This window comes from Paracoccus sp. MA (assembly GCF_020990385.1).
Lineage (GTDB): Bacteria > Pseudomonadota > Alphaproteobacteria > Rhodobacterales > Rhodobacteraceae > Paracoccus.
The window spans coordinates 362,469-379,368 of the sequence record NZ_CP087597.1 but is presented as its reverse complement, the minus strand read 5'-3'; the positions used below and the strand labels follow the sequence as shown (position 1 = coordinate 379,368).

General features: G+C 64.3%; 21 protein-coding genes. 9 read left to right on the top strand and 12 right to left on the bottom strand.

Annotated elements, in window-relative coordinates; translation table 11 throughout:
- Positions 1 to 185 precede the first annotated feature (185 nt).
- Positions 186 to 1,631: a DUF4942 domain-containing protein gene (locus LOS78_RS01995; protein WP_230376657.1), complete on the top strand. Its 1,446-nt coding sequence runs from the start codon at positions 186 to 188 to the stop codon at positions 1,629 to 1,631.
- Positions 1,624 to 2,604, top strand: a complete 981-nt coding sequence (locus LOS78_RS01990; RefSeq protein ID WP_230376656.1) for a DUF5131 family protein — start codon at positions 1,624 to 1,626, stop codon at positions 2,602 to 2,604. The genes LOS78_RS01995 and LOS78_RS01990 overlap by 8 nt, the downstream gene beginning before the upstream one ends.
- Positions 2,605 to 2,608: 4 nt before the next feature.
- Here LOS78_RS01990 and LOS78_RS01985 read toward each other — a convergent pair whose 3' ends face one another.
- Positions 2,609 to 2,815, bottom strand: coding sequence for a hypothetical protein (locus LOS78_RS01985; protein ID WP_230376655.1), 207 nt, complete (start codon positions 2,813 to 2,815; stop codon positions 2,609 to 2,611).
- A 79-nt stretch (positions 2,816 to 2,894) separates the two neighbouring features.
- On the opposite strand from LOS78_RS01985, the gene LOS78_RS01980 reads away from it, so the two are divergent.
- The 6 genes from LOS78_RS01980 to LOS78_RS01955 are packed head-to-tail and all read left to right on the top strand — an operon-like array spanning position 2,895 to position 4,937.
- The gene (locus LOS78_RS01980) at positions 2,895 to 3,119 is read left to right on the top strand and encodes a hypothetical protein (protein WP_230376654.1); all 225 of its coding nucleotides are present in this window, start codon (positions 2,895 to 2,897) and stop codon (positions 3,117 to 3,119) included.
- Between the two features lies 1 nt (position 3,120).
- A complete protein-coding gene (locus LOS78_RS01975; protein ID WP_230376653.1) occupies positions 3,121 to 3,837 on the top strand; it encodes a hypothetical protein in 717 nt (238 codons plus the stop codon).
- Positions 3,834 to 4,208: an HNH endonuclease gene (locus LOS78_RS01970; protein WP_230376652.1), complete on the top strand. Its 375-nt coding sequence runs from the start codon at positions 3,834 to 3,836 to the stop codon at positions 4,206 to 4,208. The genes LOS78_RS01975 and LOS78_RS01970 overlap by 4 nt, the downstream gene beginning before the upstream one ends.
- 11 nt (positions 4,209 to 4,219) lie before the next feature.
- Entirely contained in the window at positions 4,220 to 4,423 is a 204-nt protein-coding gene (locus LOS78_RS01965; protein WP_230376651.1) for a hypothetical protein, read from the top strand.
- The gene (locus tag LOS78_RS01960; protein ID WP_230376650.1) at positions 4,420 to 4,710 is read left to right on the top strand and encodes a hypothetical protein; all 291 of its coding nucleotides are present in this window, start codon (positions 4,420 to 4,422) and stop codon (positions 4,708 to 4,710) included. The genes LOS78_RS01965 and LOS78_RS01960 overlap by 4 nt, the downstream gene beginning before the upstream one ends.
- On the top strand, positions 4,707 to 4,937 hold the full coding sequence (locus tag LOS78_RS01955) for a hypothetical protein (RefSeq protein ID WP_230376649.1): 231 nt from the start codon (positions 4,707 to 4,709) through the stop codon (positions 4,935 to 4,937). The genes LOS78_RS01960 and LOS78_RS01955 overlap by 4 nt, the downstream gene beginning before the upstream one ends.
- Before the next feature lie 178 nt (positions 4,938 to 5,115).
- On the opposite strand, the gene LOS78_RS01950 is transcribed toward LOS78_RS01955, so the two are convergent.
- Entirely contained in the window at positions 5,116 to 5,373 is a 258-nt protein-coding gene (locus tag LOS78_RS01950; RefSeq protein WP_230376648.1) for a hypothetical protein, read from the bottom strand.
- The gene (locus LOS78_RS01945; RefSeq protein ID WP_230376647.1) at positions 5,355 to 5,708 is read right to left on the bottom strand and encodes a hypothetical protein; all 354 of its coding nucleotides are present in this window, start codon (positions 5,706 to 5,708) and stop codon (positions 5,355 to 5,357) included. The genes LOS78_RS01950 and LOS78_RS01945 overlap by 19 nt, the downstream gene beginning before the upstream one ends.
- Positions 5,709 to 5,810: 102 nt before the next feature.
- Between LOS78_RS01945 and LOS78_RS01940 the strand changes: the two genes are divergently transcribed.
- Entirely contained in the window at positions 5,811 to 6,983 is a 1,173-nt protein-coding gene (locus tag LOS78_RS01940) for a UMUC-like DNA-repair protein (protein WP_230376646.1), read from the top strand.
- Positions 6,984 to 6,999: 16 nt separating this feature from the next.
- On the opposite strand, the gene LOS78_RS01935 is transcribed toward LOS78_RS01940, so the two are convergent.
- From LOS78_RS01935 to LOS78_RS01895, 9 genes are all read right to left on the bottom strand, one after another.
- Positions 7,000 to 8,679, bottom strand: coding sequence for an ATP-dependent endonuclease (locus LOS78_RS01935; RefSeq protein WP_230376645.1), 1,680 nt, complete (start codon positions 8,677 to 8,679; stop codon positions 7,000 to 7,002).
- A gap of 49 nt (positions 8,680 to 8,728) precedes the next feature.
- The gene (locus tag LOS78_RS01930; RefSeq protein ID WP_230376644.1) at positions 8,729 to 9,448 is read right to left on the bottom strand and encodes an SOS response-associated peptidase; all 720 of its coding nucleotides are present in this window, start codon (positions 9,446 to 9,448) and stop codon (positions 8,729 to 8,731) included.
- Positions 9,445 to 9,990 carry a hypothetical protein gene (locus LOS78_RS01925; protein WP_230376643.1) on the bottom strand — a complete coding sequence of 182 codons (546 nt, stop codon included), beginning with the start codon at positions 9,988 to 9,990 and terminating at the stop codon, positions 9,445 to 9,447. The genes LOS78_RS01930 and LOS78_RS01925 overlap by 4 nt, the downstream gene beginning before the upstream one ends.
- A gap of 1 nt (position 9,991) precedes the next feature.
- Complete coding sequence (locus LOS78_RS01920; protein WP_230376642.1) at positions 9,992 to 10,726, bottom strand: peptidoglycan-binding protein; 735 nt, start codon at positions 10,724 to 10,726, stop codon at positions 9,992 to 9,994.
- 99 nt (positions 10,727 to 10,825) lie between these two features.
- Positions 10,826 to 11,194 carry a hypothetical protein gene (locus tag LOS78_RS01915; RefSeq protein WP_230376641.1) on the bottom strand — a complete coding sequence of 123 codons (369 nt, stop codon included), beginning with the start codon at positions 11,192 to 11,194 and terminating at the stop codon, positions 10,826 to 10,828.
- Positions 11,191 to 12,048 carry a hypothetical protein gene (locus LOS78_RS01910; RefSeq protein WP_230376640.1) on the bottom strand — a complete coding sequence of 286 codons (858 nt, stop codon included), beginning with the start codon at positions 12,046 to 12,048 and terminating at the stop codon, positions 11,191 to 11,193. Before LOS78_RS01910 ends, LOS78_RS01915 begins: the two co-directional genes overlap by 4 nt.
- Positions 12,048 to 12,293, bottom strand: coding sequence for a hypothetical protein (locus tag LOS78_RS01905; RefSeq protein WP_230376639.1), 246 nt, complete (start codon positions 12,291 to 12,293; stop codon positions 12,048 to 12,050). Before LOS78_RS01905 ends, LOS78_RS01910 begins: the two co-directional genes overlap by 1 nt.
- 107 nt (positions 12,294 to 12,400) lie before the next feature.
- Complete coding sequence (locus tag LOS78_RS01900) at positions 12,401 to 13,120, bottom strand: hypothetical protein (protein WP_230376638.1); 720 nt, start codon at positions 13,118 to 13,120, stop codon at positions 12,401 to 12,403.
- A 10-nt stretch (positions 13,121 to 13,130) separates the two neighbouring features.
- Entirely contained in the window at positions 13,131 to 16,883 is a 3,753-nt protein-coding gene (locus LOS78_RS01895) for a hypothetical protein (protein WP_230376637.1), read from the bottom strand.
- Positions 16,884 to 16,900: the final 17 nt, after the last annotated feature.

Here is a 16,900-nt window from a genome sequence, read left to right as displayed (position 1 = left end):
CCAAAACGTGACCCAATCCAGCCGCTTTCGGAACGCCCGAACCGCCGCGGGGAATTGCCCGTAGCGGTGGTGATCTGCGACCGAACCGGCCGGGGCCGCGCGGTCTATCCCGGCCAGTCGGTTGCAGCCGTCGCCGCGCGCCTCGGGGCGGTGGACTGGACCAGCGAGCCCGTGGGAGTGCGGGCATGAACGCTCACATCTTCACCGGGTCCGAGGTCGCGACGAAGCGCGCCGCCTTGAGCATCAGCGAACTGGTTGCCGAATATGAGGACAAGCGTGCCGCGCTGCCCGTGGCGCTGGAGGCGTTCGAGGCCGCGACGGATGCGCTCAAATCGGCGGCGACGATGCGCGGCACCTGGGGCCAGGTCTCCATTGACCCGAGGGCGCCCTATGAATCGTTGCTGGCCGACAGCCTGCTGAAATCGGCATGGCGCCACGTCTATGAGGTCGGCGGGTTCGAGCGCATCGCCAGCGCCGAGGACAAGCGGCGCTTCGACCAGCTGTTCGCCGCGCCGCCGGCGTTCACCGAGGAAAACGTCTGGTCGGTATTCGAGAAATACCGCAACCCGCGCGCCGCGATCCTGCGGGGCATGGCCGAGGTATTCTGCCAGCTCGATCCGGCTTTCCGCTCGCACGAGCGGATGAAGATCGGCGTGAAGGGCCTGCCCAAGCGTGTGATTCTCAGCTGCTTGGCGGGCTATGGTTCATGGGGCCGGGACCGATTGCGCGACATCCTGAACGCGTTGGCCGCCTATCAGGGTCTCCCGCTTGTAGATCATTCCGAGCTGTCTCTTGCCATTGAGCATGACGGCGAGGTCTGGCGAGAAGGCCGCACCATCCCCGATCCCTACGAGGCGCGGCAGGCCGAGCGCATGAGGAAACGTCTCGCCGCCAAGGGGCTGGACCAGTCGAAGGCGGTGGCCGAGAAGATCAAGGAACATGTCATCCCGAAGCGCGGCGTCTGGCTCAAGACGTTCCAGAACGGGAACGGCCACCTGTTCTTTGGCCCCGAGGCCTTGGCCGACATCAACCGGGCCCTGGCCGAATACTACGGCGAGGTGCTGCCCGACTGCCAGGATGACGATGCTCGGCCGACCAAGCAGCGCGCCAGCACGGCGGTCAGCAAGGATCTGCAATATTACGCGACGCCGACCTCGGTGGTGGATCGGGTTCTGGCCGGCCTGCGCTATCGGATGCAGGGCCAGCGCGTGCTGGAGCCTTCCTGCGGCTGCGGGCGCTTCCTCGATGCCCTGCGCGCCGCCGGCGCCGAGGTGATCGGCTGCGAGGTGGACCCGGTTCGCGCCGCGATGTGCGAGGCCAAGGGGCATGCCGTGATCCGGGCCAATTTCCTCGAGACCGTGCCGACTGCCGACTTTGACCAGGTGATCATGAACCCGCCCTTCTACGGCCGGCACTATGCCAAGCATGTGCGGCACGCGCTGCGGTTCCTCAAGCCCGGCGGCCGGCTGACCGCGATCCTGCCCGCCTCGGCGCGCTACGATCATGGCGAGCTGGATGACCTGCACCCGCATTGGGATGACCTGCCGGTCGGGTCGTTCACCGGATCCGGCACCAACATCAACACGACCGTCGCGACGATCTATGCGCCGAAGGAACCGCGCCATGGCTGAGAACAGCAACATCGAGTGGACGCACCACACGTTCAACCCGTGGATCGGATGCCAGAAGGTCGGGCCGGGCTGCGACCATTGCTATGCCGAATCGTGGGACGCGCGCGGGCTCCAGCAGCGCGAGACGCGCTGGGGGCCGCACGCCGCCCGGACGCGCACCAGCGCCGCGAACTGGCGCAAACCCTTGTCGTGGGACCGGGCGGCCGCCGCCGGCGAACGGCACCGCGTTTTCTGCGCCTCGCTGGCCGATGTCTTCGACAATCACGCGTCGATCTTACCGGAATGGCGGGCAGATCTGTGGCAGCTGATCTGGGACACGCCGCATCTCGACTGGATGCTGCTGACCAAGCGGCCCGGCAACATCGTCAAGATGCTGCCGCGGGGCTGGCGCAACGGCTGGTCGAATGTCTGGCTGGGCTGCACGGTGGTCAACCAGGCCGAGGCCGACCGGGACATCCCGAAGCTGCTGGAGGTGCCGGCGACGGTGCGGTTTCTGTCCATGGAGCCGCTGCTGGGGCCGGTGGATCTGCGGTCATGGATTGGATCGCACCCCTATATTGGCACCTCGACCTATGCCGGGCTGGACGGCCTGCGGCGCTGCGATCTTTCGGGAAACACAGGGCTGCTCGACCTCGTGATCGTCGGCGGCGAGAGCGGGCCCGGCGCGCGGCCGATGCACCCGGATTGGGCGCGGTCCCTGCGCGACCAGTGCCAGGCCGCTGGCGTGGCGTTCCATTTCAAGCAATGGGGCGAGTGGGGACCAGGTGCGACCCGCGACACGCCCGCCGACCGAGCCGAGCAAGTCGGCACTTTGTGGTCAGTCAGCACCGTATTCGGCGGCCCTGCATACCTTGCAATCCGCGAAGGGGACATTTCCCAGCTGATGGAACGGTTCGGCAAGAAAGCCGCCGGCCGGCTGCTGGACGGCCGCACCTGGGACGAGATGCCGGGGGCTCATAATGCCCGGTCGTGATCGCCTAGCTGCCCGGCAGCACCGCCGACATTTCAACGTCGATGTCATCGGGCTCAAGACCAGCAGCAGCAGGGTGGCTTCCAACAAGCGCGGCCCGGACTGTCCCGGCCATCGAGCCCATGCCTTGATCAGCGGTGTCCTCAATCGTGCCCGTGTGGATGAGCGCTCCATCGTCTCTGCGGCGGGCCGTGTAGCGATATGTCGTCGTCATGGCGGTGAACCTCCCAGGTCGATGTTTAGCATCGCAGCGAGGGCAGCGCGCTGTCCACCGATTTCGGCGGGCGAACGGCATGCCTGACCGGATCTCCTGCTGCATGCCCGGCTGCCGCCGCAGCTGCCTGAACAAGCTCGGCTGGTCCGAATGGATCTGCCAGCGGCACTGGTCAGCCGTCCCGAAGGACATGCGCCGCGCCTATGCCGCCGTGAAACGGCGCCGCAAGGGCCCGGCCGCAATCGACCGCATCTGGCGGCGCTGCAAGAGCGCCGCGCTCCGCGAAGCACTCATGGGGTTCTGATATGACCGACCGTCCCATCCTCTTTTCCGCGCCGATGGTCCGCGCGATCCTGCGAGAGATCGGGGCGCCCGGCACCGGCAAGACCCAGACGCGCCGGCTGCTGAAGCGGCCGAGCGATCATTTCCATGCGAGCTATACCCAAGCCGAGATCAGCGGACTTTCTGGACATGTCCGCTGGTGGGATGGCTCTACCGGACATGCCGGGCGGTCGGTGCGCCTGCCTTATTCCCCCGACGACCGACTCTGGGTGCGCGAGGCGTGGGCAGCGGGCGCGTGTGCGAACGGTCTGGCCCCAAGCTGCCTGCATCCGGCCTTCTGGCTCCGCGACAATGGCGGGCTCTGGTATGCTGCTGACGAGGCAGAGCCAGCGCACCCGGTCACCCCCAAGGGCCCGAACCGCCCCGGCATCCACATGCCCCGCTGGGCGAGCCGCCTGACCCTGCACGTCACCGATGTGCGCGTGCAGCGGTTGCAGGACATCAGCGAGGACGACGCACGGGCCGAGGGCATCGAGCACGGCCAGGACCGGTCCCGGGGGAACGTCATTGCATGGCGTGACTATCTGGATCGCGGCGGCAAGTGCGGCACGGCTATCGCGTCTTTCCGGTCCCTCTGGGATAGCCTGAACGCCGAGCGCGCGCCCTGGGCCAGCAACCCCTGGGTGGTTGCGGTCACGTTCCGCCCGGTGCTGGGGAACATTGACCGGGTGGCGGCATGAGCCGCCCCGTCCCCGAATGGTGGGGCGCGCGGCCCGAGACGGCCCCGCCTCGGCGCGTCAAGCTGCGGATCCTCGACCGGCAGGGCGACTGCTGCGCCGAGTGCGGCCGGCAGTTCGGCCCCGCCTGCCCGCCTGAGTTCGACCATGAACGCGCGCTGGTGAACGGCGGCGAGAACCGGGAACGCAACCTGCGTGCCCTCTGCCCCTTCTGCCACAAGCCCAAGACCGCCAGCGACGTGGCCGAGAAGGCCAAGGTCGCCCGCGTCCGGGCCAAGCACCTAGGGCTGAAAGAAAAGCCGCGCGTCCCGGTCGGGGGCTGGGCCGCGCTGAAGTTCAAACGCATGCCCGATGGCCGGGTGGTGCCGAGGTGAAAGGAAAGACGATGGCGAACTATGGGCGCGGCTGGGGCGACGGATACGGGTCGCAAAGCACCGAGTCGGTCGAAGCGCATTGGGACCGGGAAGCAAAGGCCGAAGGCGATCACGCCTGGCTAGACCGCTCGCCCCGGCAGAAGCGGTTGCAGGCCGAACAGGGCCTGACGGCCGGTGAATACGCGGACGAAAACCAGGAAGGCGGTGCGGCATGATCGACGTGGCGAAGATGACGCCGGCCGAGTTGCTGGGGCTGCACGACAGGTTCATGGACGGTGCGCAGCTGTCAGAGGCCGAGAAGATCGCTGCTGACCTGATCGCACTGGCCGCTTCCTTTGGGGCGGCTGCGTTCGCGCGGCACCCGGGTTGCGAGGGTGGCGCGACGCACGCCATGCTGCGCGCGTTCCTGACGGCGCTTGTCGATCCGATGCACCCCGGCCTCGACTATCTGCGGCAAGATCCGGCGGCGGCCGTGTCGGCCCGTGAAGGCGGTGCGGCATGAGGATCGGCCCGACAGACGGCAACCTCGACGCGCTGAACCGGCACCTGGCCGAGATCGAGGCGGGCGCCCCCGGCGAGGAAGAAGGCGCGATCTGCAACCGGGACGGATGCGGCGGAACGATGGGCTGGCCCGAGGTCGAGGGGTGCAGCTGCCACGTCAGCCCGCCCTGCGGCGCTTGCGAGAATAACCCCCTGACCTGCGATAAATGCGGGGCCGAGGTGGAATAGGGCGGGATGCGCCCGGCGGTTACTGTCTCGCCGAAGCATCTGGGATCAGACGGCGAGTGCCCGGTTATGGCAACCACAACCCCGTCATGGCACGGCCCCATTTCGACTCCTGGGGGCGCGGTGCCTGAAATGCTAAAGCCCCGGCGTAACACCGGGGCTTTCTTTTGAAAGAGGCGGGTCACAGCCCTGCCAGCGACGGCTGATCCACGATCTGGATTTGCAGGAACGTGTCATCGACGACGCTCGTCTGCACCCAGACGGTGATGGGCTTCTCGTGACGAGTCTTGCGCACATCGACCATCCAGCGATCCAAGCCGAGATGACGCATGCCCTTCACTTCGCTGCCGGGGATGGCGACACTGAGTTCTTCGGCAATGAGATCTTCCGGCGTCGCGTCATAGGCCATAAGCCTGCAGTTCAGCGGTCGTAATTGCATCGTCTCTCTCCCTCATTGTGCGCCTGGAGGCGGGCACCGATGCCCATCCGCAGCGCGGTTGCGATCCGTTTCAGTTCGGCATAGCGCAGGCCGCCATTCGGCTGGCCAAGAGCCCTGCCCCATGCAGAGGCCAGCATCGCGCCCTTTGGGTGCGCGCCGGCAGCAAGAGCCAGTGCAGCTTCCAGTTCGGGATCGCCGCGCAGGTCCTCGGCCAACGTGTCGATGACAGCGCCATCAAGGCGCCGCATGGCCGCCTCAAGCGCCTCATCATCGGCGATCTGTTCCGACCACGCCCCGCCGAAGGCGACGTTTCCGAGCTGCTGCTTCCTGTCCATTTCGTCCTCTTGCCGTATGAGAACAATTATAGAACAAACGGCACGGAACACCACAATCAGAAATCGTTAGAAATGGGCCCTTTCCGCACGCTCTACATCGACATGAACAGCTTCTTCGCCTCGGTCGAGCAGCAACTGAACCCTGCGATTCGCGGCCGGCCGGTGGCGATCACCGCCATGGAGAATGAGAAAGGCTGCTGCGTCGCGGCCAGCTATGAGGCCAAGGCTTTCGGCGTGAAAACAGGGACCAGCGTGCCGGATGCGCGCGCACTCTGCCCCGGCATCGTGTTCCTGCCCTCGCGGCATCGGCTCTATGTCCGGTTCAATCTGCGCGTGGCGGCCGTGCTGGACCGGTTTGCAGAGCTGGAGCGGATCCGTTCGGTGGACGAGTTCCAGATCGTGCTGTCGGGGGACGCGACCGAGCTTGCCGGCGCCCGCGCGCTGGTGGCACGGCTAAAGGCGGCCGTGGCGGCCGAGGTCGGGGAATGCCTGCGCTTCTCGGCCGGGATTGGCCCGAACCATCTGCTGGCCAAGATCGCGGGCAAGCTGGAGAAGCCGAACGGCTGCCAGCATCTCGGCCCCGACAACATGCCCGACCGGATCGCGCATCTGGCGCTGGACGATCTGCCCGGCATCTCGCGCTCGATGCGCGCCCGACTGGAGGCGGCCGGCGTTCGGGACATGATGTCGCTCTGCCGCCTCGACCCGCGCCACGCCCGGGCGATATGGCGCAGCGTCGAGGGTGAGCGGTTCGTCCGATCGCTGCAGGGCGAGCCCATTCCCCTGGTCAAGACGCAGCGCGGCGGCTTCGGTAACAGCAAGGTTCTGGCGCCCGAGTTCAGGGCCCCGGCCGAAGCCTATCTCGTCTCGCGCTGGCTGATCGAGAAGGCCGCCGCCCGGTTGCGGCGTGACGGGCGGGTGGCCAGCAGCTTCGCGCTGCACCTCGCGCCGATGGGCGGTGCGGCGTGGGCGCGGTCCATCCGCTGCGCCCCGACGCAGGACACGCTGGAATTCATGCGGATCAACCGCGCGCTTTGGCGGCAGGCGTGGCCGGTGATCCGCCGGCGAAAGCTGGCTGCCATCGGCGTGCATCTGGGCGACGTGGACTTCCTGACCTCACGCACTGGCGATCTGCTGCTGCCTGTCGCACCGGCCGAGCAGACTCGAGGCGAGCGCGCTTCGGCTGCAGCGGATTTCATCAACCAACGGTTCGGGCCGGGGACGATCCGGTTCGGTCTCAACCGGCCGCATCCGGGGTTCTTTGAGCGAGGTTAGGCACAAGGAAAGCCATTCAAGACTTCTTTTGCAGTAATTCCTTCAGATCCTTGGCAATCTCTCCATTAATGGGAAGCTTCATTAAAGCGGGAAGACCGATTTTATACTCTTTGTGCACTATTGCCGCGACAGCTTTGAGTAACTTTTTCCCCATAACGGTCCCCGCGTAATAATCACGGTCCAGCTCACGAGACACTTCCTCATGGCTAGGCGTCCCCGAACCGCCGGGGTAGAATCTATCACTTTTATTTATCTGAGCCCGCTTTTCTTGGAACTTCTTCCTGTCCTTCGCATCATTCCAAGCCTTCGACAAGACATCCTCGGCTTCCTCCTCTGAAATTCCAAGGCTATCGATGAGATGTTCCCTGCTACATAGATAACCTTCGATATCAGACGGTCCCGTAACCCAAAGATCACATCCACTATCGTCGAATTTAGAAACCAGCTTGTCCTTTTCTTTCTTGGTCATAAAGTCGCCGTCGCGATGTATTATCAACTTGGAAACGCCTAAAATTGACTTCAACGCCTTCGCCCCTTCCGCGCTAGGCAGGTTTTCCACGCCATATACAGGCCAGATTGCTGTTGTTCTGCTGCACTGCGGCCATTGATCCAAAATCTCCTGCAGTAATGGTGTATTCTCGTCCTCCGTAATCAACAGAGTTGATTTATCCAAAAGCCCCCACCCCATCTGCTCGCGAATTTTGTGTTGGTTCTGAGCAACTCCGCCATTATGAAGCCACGCCAAACGCACGTCTGATGATGATGTTCTGATTATATGGGGACTGTGAGTTGTTAGGATAACTTGAGTATCGAAGTCTCTTGCGGCTTCTTCGATAGCCCTAATTAACTTTTCCTGTCGATCAGGGTGCAAATGTGCGTCCGGCTCGTCGATAAGAAGAACGCTTGGCCGGAAAAGTATCAGATAAGCAAAAATCTGTATGACCTGAAGGGCTCCAGTTCCAGCGAGTTCTAATGGAGCAAAGTACTCTGCACCCATATTTTCCGTATTAATCACAGCTTCTATATCGAAGTTGTCGCCCTCATCAAATCGAACCTCTATCCTTGTCGGACCGAGAATTTTTGATGCCCATTCACAAAGAGATTCCAGTCCACTCTCGTTTTCCATTTTTATGAGAAGCAGTATATTTCTCAAAACGCTATTTGCGTCCCCGCTCGCCGCACTACGAAAGACCGGCTGTCTACTTTTCTTCTCCTCCCTTGACGGTATGCCAGCCAATCCCGGGATGTAAGCCGAAAATGGTTTTTTTCTATCAGCTAGATGTATATATAAATCTCCGGGCAGCCGACTTTCGCCGCGAAGGTCGATTTGAATAGCGTCGTTTCTACCTCTTTTAATTGGTATTCGACCAACGGTATTCTGACTTCCGTCAACCTCCAAAGTAACAAATACCGATATATTTTCTAGATCACCTCTACCTTCTCTCAACTCCTTATTGTGACCAACCACCTTGGCGTCCGGTGTCGGGAAATAGTCCAGTGCGTGCGCCGCTACACTTCGGGCCTGGTTGTTTTGGACTTTCGGATCAGCAACACACCTACACGCCCAATGCAACGCCTGCAGGAACGACGATTTTCCCGAACTATTCTGCCCCACAAGAATAGTAACATCCGCCAAGTCGATCTTAGCCTTATCTATCGCTTTAAAATTTTCAACTGTAACTGACTTCAGCCGCAATTTTTTCTCTCGATCTACTGCCTTAGGGTATTCGACAAATGGGCGTCTATTAAACGGCGGAGGAAAGAACGTTCAGCGCATTGCTTGGTAGTGGCCGCTGAAGCATTCTGACAGTTTCCCAAGGCTCTGTGAGCCACGCTTCCCACTCGCCGGGCGTGGTCAGGATCACCGGCATGGCCTTGGGGTGGATCCGCCCGACCTCGGCGTTCGGCTGACAGGTGAGAAACCCGAACAGATCATCGGTGGTCTCGCCGTCTTTGACCTTGCGGATCGAGGTCCAGCCCCGCGTCTCGATCCCGGCGAAGAAGATCGGCTCGCCATCGACCGGCTCAAACCAGACTGGCTTGTGGTCCTTGCCCGGCTCGCTGAAGCGCACCACCGGCACCAAGCATCGATGCTCCGGCCCGAGCCACCGGCGCCAGTGCGGCGACGATACGTTACGGATATTGGTCACGCCGCTGTCGCGCTTCGACGCAGGCAGATACTTCGGCGGCGTCGGCATGCCCCACCGCGCCTGTGCGATCTCTGGACCGTCCTCGCCGTGCCGGATGATCGGCGCCAGCCGGTCGGGATACACATCCTCATGCCATGGCGCGTTGCCGGTGCGGTCACGCGCCGGGAAGATCTGGCGCACCTCATCGGCAGATGGCCGCGTTGTGAATAGATTGCACATGGCGCCAGCATGAATGCCGGCCTGAATTTTGCATAGCCCCAAAAGCAAAAGCCCCGCTTCGTGCGGGGCTTTTCTCTGTCCTGTGGTGGTGATCACGTCGCGGGCAAGCCAGCCTTGCGCAGCGCGCCGGTCAGCGCGTCCACGGCAGCGCCGGTGGCTTCTTTCACCTTCGCCTGCGCCACCTGCTCCAGCTTTGCCTTGGCCAGATCGGTCAGCACCTCGGGGCTCGGCTTCAGGCTGCCGATGGCATCGGGCACACTCTGCTTGATGTAGCGCAGGATCAGGTCGATGGCGGCCTTGCCGGTCAGCTCGTGTTTCATCGCCAGCTGCGCGCCGGTCAGCAGTGCGGAATGCAGCGCCTCGCGATAGCGGGCCTCGATCTCGATGCCCCATTTCCGGCGCGCGGCGGCGGCGGCCCAGCCGATGATCCCGGTCAGCGCCAGCCCGATCAGGTCGATGATGCCGGGCGATGCGGCGGCGATGAAGGTATCGAGCGCGCCGGCGGCGGCCGGAAGCGGGACCAGCATCAGCGCAATCAGCACATAGGCGAGAGGACGGCCGCCGGGCTCGCGGATCGCCCACCACATCAGCGCGGCGACGGTGATGGCCACGATGGCCAGCAGGGAGAAAAGCAGCATGTCAGTTCCTTTCGAGAGAGGCCCAAGTCGCCGGGCCGGCAATCCCATCCGCGAGGAGCTGATGGGCTTTCTGGTGCGCGATGACCGCGGCCTGGGTGGCCGGGCCGAAAATGCGGTCTTGGGTGATGCCGAGCAGTCGTTGCAGGTCACCCACATCCGCGCCGGTCGAGCCGCGGCGCAGGACGGGGCGCGTCGGAGCCGGGCCAGGCGTCGCGACCACCGGCGCCGCGCCCATGGCGGCGCGGATCTTCTCGCGCAGCATGTCCCCGATCAGCACCGGGTCGCGACTGTCCAGGATGCCGTAGGGGTCATAGTCGAAGTCCCATTTCCCGGCCTGGGTCACGCCCAACGTGATCTGAACCTCGGCATGTGAAAGCACGGTCTGGCGTGTGACCTCGATGCCATATTCGAGGCACAATCGGCCGGCTTCGACGATGAAGGCATCCATCTGCAGGCGCGTCGGGAACGCCCGGCAAGCCCGCGGGTCGCCCCATTGCGCGTCGGCCATGGCCGCCAGCGCCAAGCCGATGGCGCCGCCGTTCAGGTTGCGGGTGTGCGCGGCATAGGTGCCCGGTGCCAGCTTCCGGCCGATGGCATTGGCGCTGATCGGGAACTTGCCGTCCAGCACCTTGCCCGAACCGGTCACCATGCGGTGATAGTGCTGCAAGTCGAAGGCCGAGGGCTCCAGCGCGCCGGCGCTGTGATGCATCACGATACGGTTGATGTGCGCTGACATTCGACCTCCTATATCCAGCAGATGATGAGCCATGCGGCGACGCACGCGCCGCCAAAGAGCCAAGTCTTGCGTTCCTCGCGTAGCCAGCAGCGCAGCCAATCAGGCATCGGGCTGCCCCCCACCGTTGATGCGCCGGACATGGGCCTCGAACATCCCCATGATCAGCTTGGCGAGGCTCATGCCGATGATCCCCGTGGCGAAACCGGCCGTGTTCTGCACATCGCCCTTCATCTCGCCGAACCAGCTTTCAAGAACGGCCATTGTGATCGGCGTGGCGTAGCGAGCCATGAGCGTGCCGACGATGATCGATACGATGCCATCCCGGATGCGACGACGCTCCGACATGAGCCAGCGCACCAAGCCACCAGCCGCGCCCGCCAATGCGGCCCTGCCGGCTTCGCCGGTGATCCACGCCCCGACCAGGGCGGCATTGACGATGATCTGGTCGAACCAGTTCGGCTCATTCATGGGGGAGGCTCCGGGCTCGGCAGGGGATTGGTCGCAACGGGATACGGCCCAATGACCGTAGAGCCGCCGAGACCGGTCATTTCGTAATCGCTCAGGATGTCCCAGGCGGTATTCACCAGCCCGATCATCTCGGCGTTCCAGCCGGCGTCGTCCTCGGGGCGTTCTCCAATCAGGAACATGCGGACCATCTGGCCCATGGCATTGTTCATCTGGTTCGGGGCCGGAAACACAGGCGTTTTCAGGTGCAATCCGTCCGCATAGACGCTGGCCGGTGCGAACTGTTCGATCATCGCGCGGACCATGACCGGCACCGGAATGGCGTAGACCGGGATCGTGATCTCGGGCCGGGCGCGCAGCCAGTTGAGCCAATATTGCACCTTGGCAAGCGCGTCGGCGTCGATGTTCACACCCTCGGGGCTATGCGGGATATAGATCCCCATCAGCGCGCAGCCCTTGGCCTGCGCGGTCAGGGCATACCAATAGAGGTGCTGCAGGGTCTCGATGCCTTGGGCGCTGGCGGGGTCGGCCAGTCCTGTTTCCAGATCGCCGATCTCGGTAACGATCAGCGCGCCGCTGTAATCGGCCGTCCGGTCAGCGCCGTCCGCATCCCACCGGGATTTCAGACTGCTGAACCCGTCATAGTTGATGTGGAGGTCGCCGGTCCAATAGGCGCCGAGATTGCCGAAGTCGCCGCCGTCAACCGCCTGCTGCAGGAAACTGTGCGCTGAAAAGCCGAGGCCATCGGTAGCCGGGACCGTCACGCGCGCCGGCACCGCGCCGCCGCCGCGTCGGCCGAGCGTCGATGCGGACAGCGCGCCTCGCCATATCGGATCTTTGCCGCCGATCAGGAACATCAGCCGATGCTTTCGATCACCAGCACGCCGCCCAGGGCGGTTTCAGGACGGATGAACCCGGCCTGGCCGTTCTTGATCGGGATCGCCTCGCCGGGCTGCAGAACCCAGCCCGCGGTGTCGCCCGGCGCGGCCTTGAAGGTGACGCGAAGCGGAGCGATGCGGCACTGCGCCGCAACGTCTTCGGTCGGGACAGGCAGGGCTTTCCAGCCCTGCTGATCGGCGGTGGTGTCGGAATAATCCGGCATGGACATGTCCTCTTGCGGTGAAGCAAGGGCGCACGTCCTATGTGCCCGTATGGTGTGGTTCTACCAGATGCGGTGACCCGTGCAAAGGGTCCGCATCCCGCCGCGTCTCATTCCACCCATTTAAGCAGGGTATCGAGTTCATCGGTCGTGGGGACATGCCGCCAGACCCCGACGCGCTGCATCCAGGCCCGCAGCGAGGGCGAGGTAGCCGAAATCCCGCCGAGGATCAGGCTCGGCAGATTGGCACCCTCCGCGCCCGCATAGGAGACCGGGGCCATGCCGGGGACGTGCAGCGTGTAGTCGGAGCCCGAGGCGACATAGACGGCACCGATATCCGCGACATCTGCCGGCACGTCGCGGTCCAAATTGTTGCTGGTGGCGAGCACCTGGGCGCGGAGGTAGTTGTTGCCGGCGGTGTAGCGATACATGAGCCGGTGCAGCGGGGTCGGGCAGACCCAGATGTATTGGCTATCGACAGCCACGGCGGCGGCCGACATGCGGATCTTGCAGGCAATGGTCAGCGATGGGGCGGCGCCGATCTGTTCGCCCCCGAGGGTCATGGTCGCCTCGGCCGCATCACCCGCGGCATTGAACATGCGCAGGCCGTTGCCGGTATAGGTCGGCCGACGCGCCGCTGTGGCCTGGATGAACTGCCGGCCGAGCGCCCCGGTCCAGGCCGACACCCGGCCGTCTGTATTCGTTACGCTGTCGGCCGTGGCATGCCAATAATCGACCGGCGCCGGGATGTCGGCAAGCAATTCCTCCAGCGTTTTGACCACTCCGAAATGAGTGCCCTCGGGTGCCGAGAAGTCGAACTTGATGCGCATATCTGTCTCCTCAGAAGGTCAGGGTAAAGCTGGGCACCCAGCGGTAGAGATCGACGCCCGGCAACAGTTTTGACGGCCAGACATCGGAGGTCCGCAGCAGCCCGCGATGCGCGGTCCACATGTTGCCAGCAAAGCCGGTGACGTTCTGCTTTTGCATGGCGTAGCGGACACCGGTCGGGGCCGCGTCGCAGTCCAGGATGACCTGCCGGCCCCGGATCTGCATGCCGGTGATCGCGGCGCCGAGGGCTTCGAACCCGGCATAGGCGTCGATTCCCTCGCCCCCGTAGCGGGCGGGATCATGCAGCACCAGGTATTCGCCGGGGCGCAGGCTGTCGAAGTCCAGAACGATTTGCGATCCCGTGACCCGGGCCTTCGGCCGATGAATGGTCCAGGGGCGTCCCGCCTCGACCTCTGCTATAGCGCGGCCCTTCACCTCCTGGAACTGGATGGTCCAATAGGCGTCAGGATGCACGTTATTGTCGGCGATCTGGTAGGCGTATTCCGGGGTCGCCATCACGCCGCCGCCGGCCTCGCAGAAGGCCAGCATCTCGTCGCAGACGAACCAGTTGGCGGATGCATGCGTCGTGTTGGCGTTGCCGGCCGGCTGCGACATGATGAACAGGGCCGGCCCCTCGGCGCCAAGGCTCGCCAGCAACGCGCGCATGTCGCGCTGATAACGCCACAGCGCAGCCTCGTATTGCCCGGCTGGATAGGACTGCGCCGAGGTGCCATGCACCCAATCGTGCCACGGGACCGTCAGCGTTTTGCCCTGCGTCGCTGCTTGCGCCACGACCTGCTGATACCAGTATTCGAGGTTTCCCCATGCCGTGGTCGAGCCGCTGCCGGTCTCTGGATCGGGGTCCAGATCCTCGATGGTGATGCCGCTGACACCATGGCATTGCGTGATGATCGGCACCATCGGCAGCCCGAGGTCGCGCCGATAGGCGTTAACGATATAGGCCAGCGGCGCAGCGGCCGACACGACTGACGTGGACGGGGTGGCGGCCGCGACGCCCGTCGCCGGCACCGAGGTGTTGTAACCCTGCGAGCGCGGCATATCGAGAGTCGTGATTGGCACAGCGTCGCCGCGCACGGTGCCCGTCAGCATCAGGGCATGTGTCGGGTCCACCCGCGCCATAAACTCTGCCATTGTGACCGCGCTACCGCTCCATGGGCCGCCGACAGACAGCGATTGCCCGTTGACCGAGATCGCCTGCCATGCGGTGGTGGACAGGGCGTTGCCGTGAGGGTCCAGCAGGCCCAGGCCCACGGCTTTCTGGATCTCGCGGCGCGTGAATTCTTCGGACATGATCATGTCCTGGCCATCCGCCCGCATGACCCGCAGCGCACGGTCGCCCTCGTCCCGCTCCAGCACGCGGACCCCGGCCCCTTCGTCGGTCGCGGCATCCACCTCCAGATCGGGCATGCTCAACGCACGCGGGACCGCATCTGCGACCGTCCAGTCATCGAGATGGGCGCGCAGACCCGTCGCCGACCACCCGAGCATGGCGTGGTCATCGTCGTCCCACGCCCACCAGGCCACCTGCTCATCGCCCTGGTCCCGAGCGACGCTTTCATAGGGAGCGTCGATCTCGGCGCGCACGCCAGCGGCAATCTGGATCGCGGCCTCGGTCTCGGACGGCTGCACCTGAATCGTGACTGGCGCGGCATTCGTCCTGCCATATTGCAGCCGTCGCCCGTGCCCCGTGGATGTGCCGCCAGCCGGGCCGGCTGCTCCCTCCGTCCACCAGATATCCATGGCGACCGTGCTTGCACCCGCATCAATGATCGGAACAAATGATGCCTTGTAGAGCGAAGCCGGGCGCGGGTTCAGCACGCCGGTCATGTTCCAGGCGATCTGGGTCCACGATCCGTCCTCGAACACGCCGAAATAGAGTTGCCCATTCCCCCGGTCGAACAGGAGACAGCCGAGCTTGTCTCCGATCCACTTCACCTCTTGATGATGGGGCGTCGTGAATCCCGACAGGTCGGTGGTGGCGCCGTCCAGCGTCCACGGGCCATAGAGAGACGGCGCGGTCCAGTGATGCATCACGGGGCGGTTGATGACCCACATGTGCCAGACCCCGGTGGCGGGGTCGAAAATCACGGTCGGCGCCAGCATGATCTGCTGATCGGCCGCGATGCGCATGATTTCCCGCGGCTCCGACCAAGCATAGCCGTTCCGGGTCGTGCGACACATCAGCACCACATCCGAATTGGCCTCGCTGGTGTCGCCCTCGGATCGGGGCTGATAGAGCCGCCAGCCGACGATCAACTCACCGGTGCGCGGATCGTGGGTGATGAAGGTGTCGCTGTTATAAGCGCCGGTGACGGCGGGCTTCATCGCGAGCGGTTGCGGTGCGCCGCCCAGGAACGTCCAGTTCACCCGGTCGTTCGAGCCGTAGACGAATGGATCCTCCAGCGACGGCCCGGTCGGATAGGCCGTGATGGCGCAGATGTATCGCCAGCCGCAGAACTCGCTGAACGTTTCAACGACACAGGGATGGATCACGTTCTCTGGCGGCGTGTAGGTGGTCAGCAGATTGCAGGCCGCCACCGGCAGCGGCGCTGTCACCTGGCCAAGCCATTCGGTGCCCACGGTCAGCGAATAATCCCGGTAGAGGTCGAGCGGCGGCGCCGCACCAGCACCGTCGCGCAGATCGTGAAACTCGGGCAGGCTGGCGTGTAGGCGAGGGGTCCGGCGACGCGAGGCACCATAGCCCCGGACGCTCGACACAATGTCCAGCGGCGTGCCGGTCTGAGCGCCGGCGACAATGGGACCGATCACATTTGAGATCGCCCAGCCCATGTTGGTGGCCGGGCCTCGGGTCCGAAAGCGCAGATACCTGCCGAGCAGCCCCTCTGGCACGGTGTAGGTGTCGCCGGACCCGACCACCGACCAGCCTTGGGCGCCGTCCCCAGTGTCGCTGACCTGCCAATTGACTTCCATGTCCGCGGCAACGCCATAGTCCGCCTTCAGTTTGGCGAAGGTGTCCGGCTCGCCGACGATCATCGGATGAGCCGCGGAACCGCCGAGATGCAGGGAGTATTCGACACCCCAATAGGGCGTGCCGGGGAACAGCGGGTCGTTGTTCGGCTCGGCGCGGGACCGAACATTGAGGCGATCCCCCTCGACGCTGAAGACGCGATGGACCTGCGCCGGCGGGGGATTGGCCCCCAGCAGCGTCGCGGCATCCTCGCGGCTGCTGAACAGCCGCGGCGTCCGGAACTCGGACTGGCGCGTGTCGAGGACGCGAAGCCACCAGCGGCCGTCGCTCGACTGTTTCAGATCGTCCAGTTCGATCCCGTCGCTCGGTGCCGCAGTCACCTCCCATATCTGGGCGCCATTGACATGCGTCAGCGCCATGGCGCGCGATGCCGGGATCGCCTGGCCGCTGGGCGAACCGACATTCAGCGCGAATGGCGAGGACTCCGCGAGGGTCAGGCGCGCCTTGATGGCGGCCGTGTCCTCGGAGAGATACCACCACAGGCCATCCGCCGTCTGGACATGGATGGCCGGGTCGGGCGTGCCCGGCGGTGAAGCCATGCGGCGCCAGGTAATGTGTCCCGCATTCGTCGCGACGCTGACCTGATCGGTGCCGGCCGGCGGCGTCTGGTTCGCCAGATTGCTATCCGAGGTGTGCCAGATGCGTCCGTTGTTCAGGTTATTTGTCAGAGACGTGCCAAGCGCACCGACTTGGCTCGAGATCTGGTTTTCGAGATACGGAAGCGCAGACGCCTTGAGCAGCGTATGATCGGCCATAGGAGTTCCCTTAGCGA

What these genes read in the sequence shown, in the direction of transcription:
- LOS78_RS01995 (WP_230376657.1), top strand. Translation starts at nt 186, where the DNA reads ATGAACGCTCACATCTTCACCGGGTCCGAGGTCGCGACGAAGCGCGCC.
- LOS78_RS01990 (WP_230376656.1), top strand. Translation starts at nt 1,624, where the DNA reads ATGGCTGAGAACAGCAACATCGAGTGGACGCACCACACGTTCAACCCG.
- LOS78_RS01985 (WP_230376655.1), bottom strand. Translation starts at nt 2,815, where the DNA reads ATGACGACGACATATCGCTACACGGCCCGCCGCAGAGACGATGGAGCG.
- LOS78_RS01980 (WP_230376654.1), top strand. Translation starts at nt 2,895, where the DNA reads ATGCCTGACCGGATCTCCTGCTGCATGCCCGGCTGCCGCCGCAGCTGC.
- LOS78_RS01975 (WP_230376653.1), top strand. Translation starts at nt 3,121, where the DNA reads ATGACCGACCGTCCCATCCTCTTTTCCGCGCCGATGGTCCGCGCGATC.
- LOS78_RS01970 (WP_230376652.1), top strand. Translation starts at nt 3,834, where the DNA reads ATGAGCCGCCCCGTCCCCGAATGGTGGGGCGCGCGGCCCGAGACGGCC.
- LOS78_RS01965 (WP_230376651.1), top strand. Translation starts at nt 4,220, where the DNA reads ATGGCGAACTATGGGCGCGGCTGGGGCGACGGATACGGGTCGCAAAGC.
- LOS78_RS01960 (WP_230376650.1), top strand. Translation starts at nt 4,420, where the DNA reads ATGATCGACGTGGCGAAGATGACGCCGGCCGAGTTGCTGGGGCTGCAC.
- LOS78_RS01955 (WP_230376649.1), top strand. Translation starts at nt 4,707, where the DNA reads ATGAGGATCGGCCCGACAGACGGCAACCTCGACGCGCTGAACCGGCAC.
- LOS78_RS01950 (WP_230376648.1), bottom strand. Translation starts at nt 5,373, where the DNA reads ATGCAATTACGACCGCTGAACTGCAGGCTTATGGCCTATGACGCGACG.
- LOS78_RS01945 (WP_230376647.1), bottom strand. Translation starts at nt 5,708, where the DNA reads ATGGACAGGAAGCAGCAGCTCGGAAACGTCGCCTTCGGCGGGGCGTGG.
- LOS78_RS01940 (WP_230376646.1), top strand. Translation starts at nt 5,811, where the DNA reads ATGAACAGCTTCTTCGCCTCGGTCGAGCAGCAACTGAACCCTGCGATT.
- LOS78_RS01925 (WP_230376643.1), bottom strand. Translation starts at nt 9,990, where the DNA reads ATGCTGCTTTTCTCCCTGCTGGCCATCGTGGCCATCACCGTCGCCGCG.
- LOS78_RS01920 (WP_230376642.1), bottom strand. Translation starts at nt 10,726, where the DNA reads ATGTCAGCGCACATCAACCGTATCGTGATGCATCACAGCGCCGGCGCG.
- LOS78_RS01915 (WP_230376641.1), bottom strand. Translation starts at nt 11,194, where the DNA reads ATGAATGAGCCGAACTGGTTCGACCAGATCATCGTCAATGCCGCCCTG.
- LOS78_RS01910 (WP_230376640.1), bottom strand. Translation starts at nt 12,048, where the DNA reads ATGTTCCTGATCGGCGGCAAAGATCCGATATGGCGAGGCGCGCTGTCC.
- LOS78_RS01905 (WP_230376639.1), bottom strand. Translation starts at nt 12,293, where the DNA reads ATGCCGGATTATTCCGACACCACCGCCGATCAGCAGGGCTGGAAAGCC.
- LOS78_RS01900 (WP_230376638.1), bottom strand. Translation starts at nt 13,120, where the DNA reads ATGCGCATCAAGTTCGACTTCTCGGCACCCGAGGGCACTCATTTCGGA.
- LOS78_RS01895 (WP_230376637.1), bottom strand. Translation starts at nt 16,883, where the DNA reads ATGGCCGATCATACGCTGCTCAAGGCGTCTGCGCTTCCGTATCTCGAA.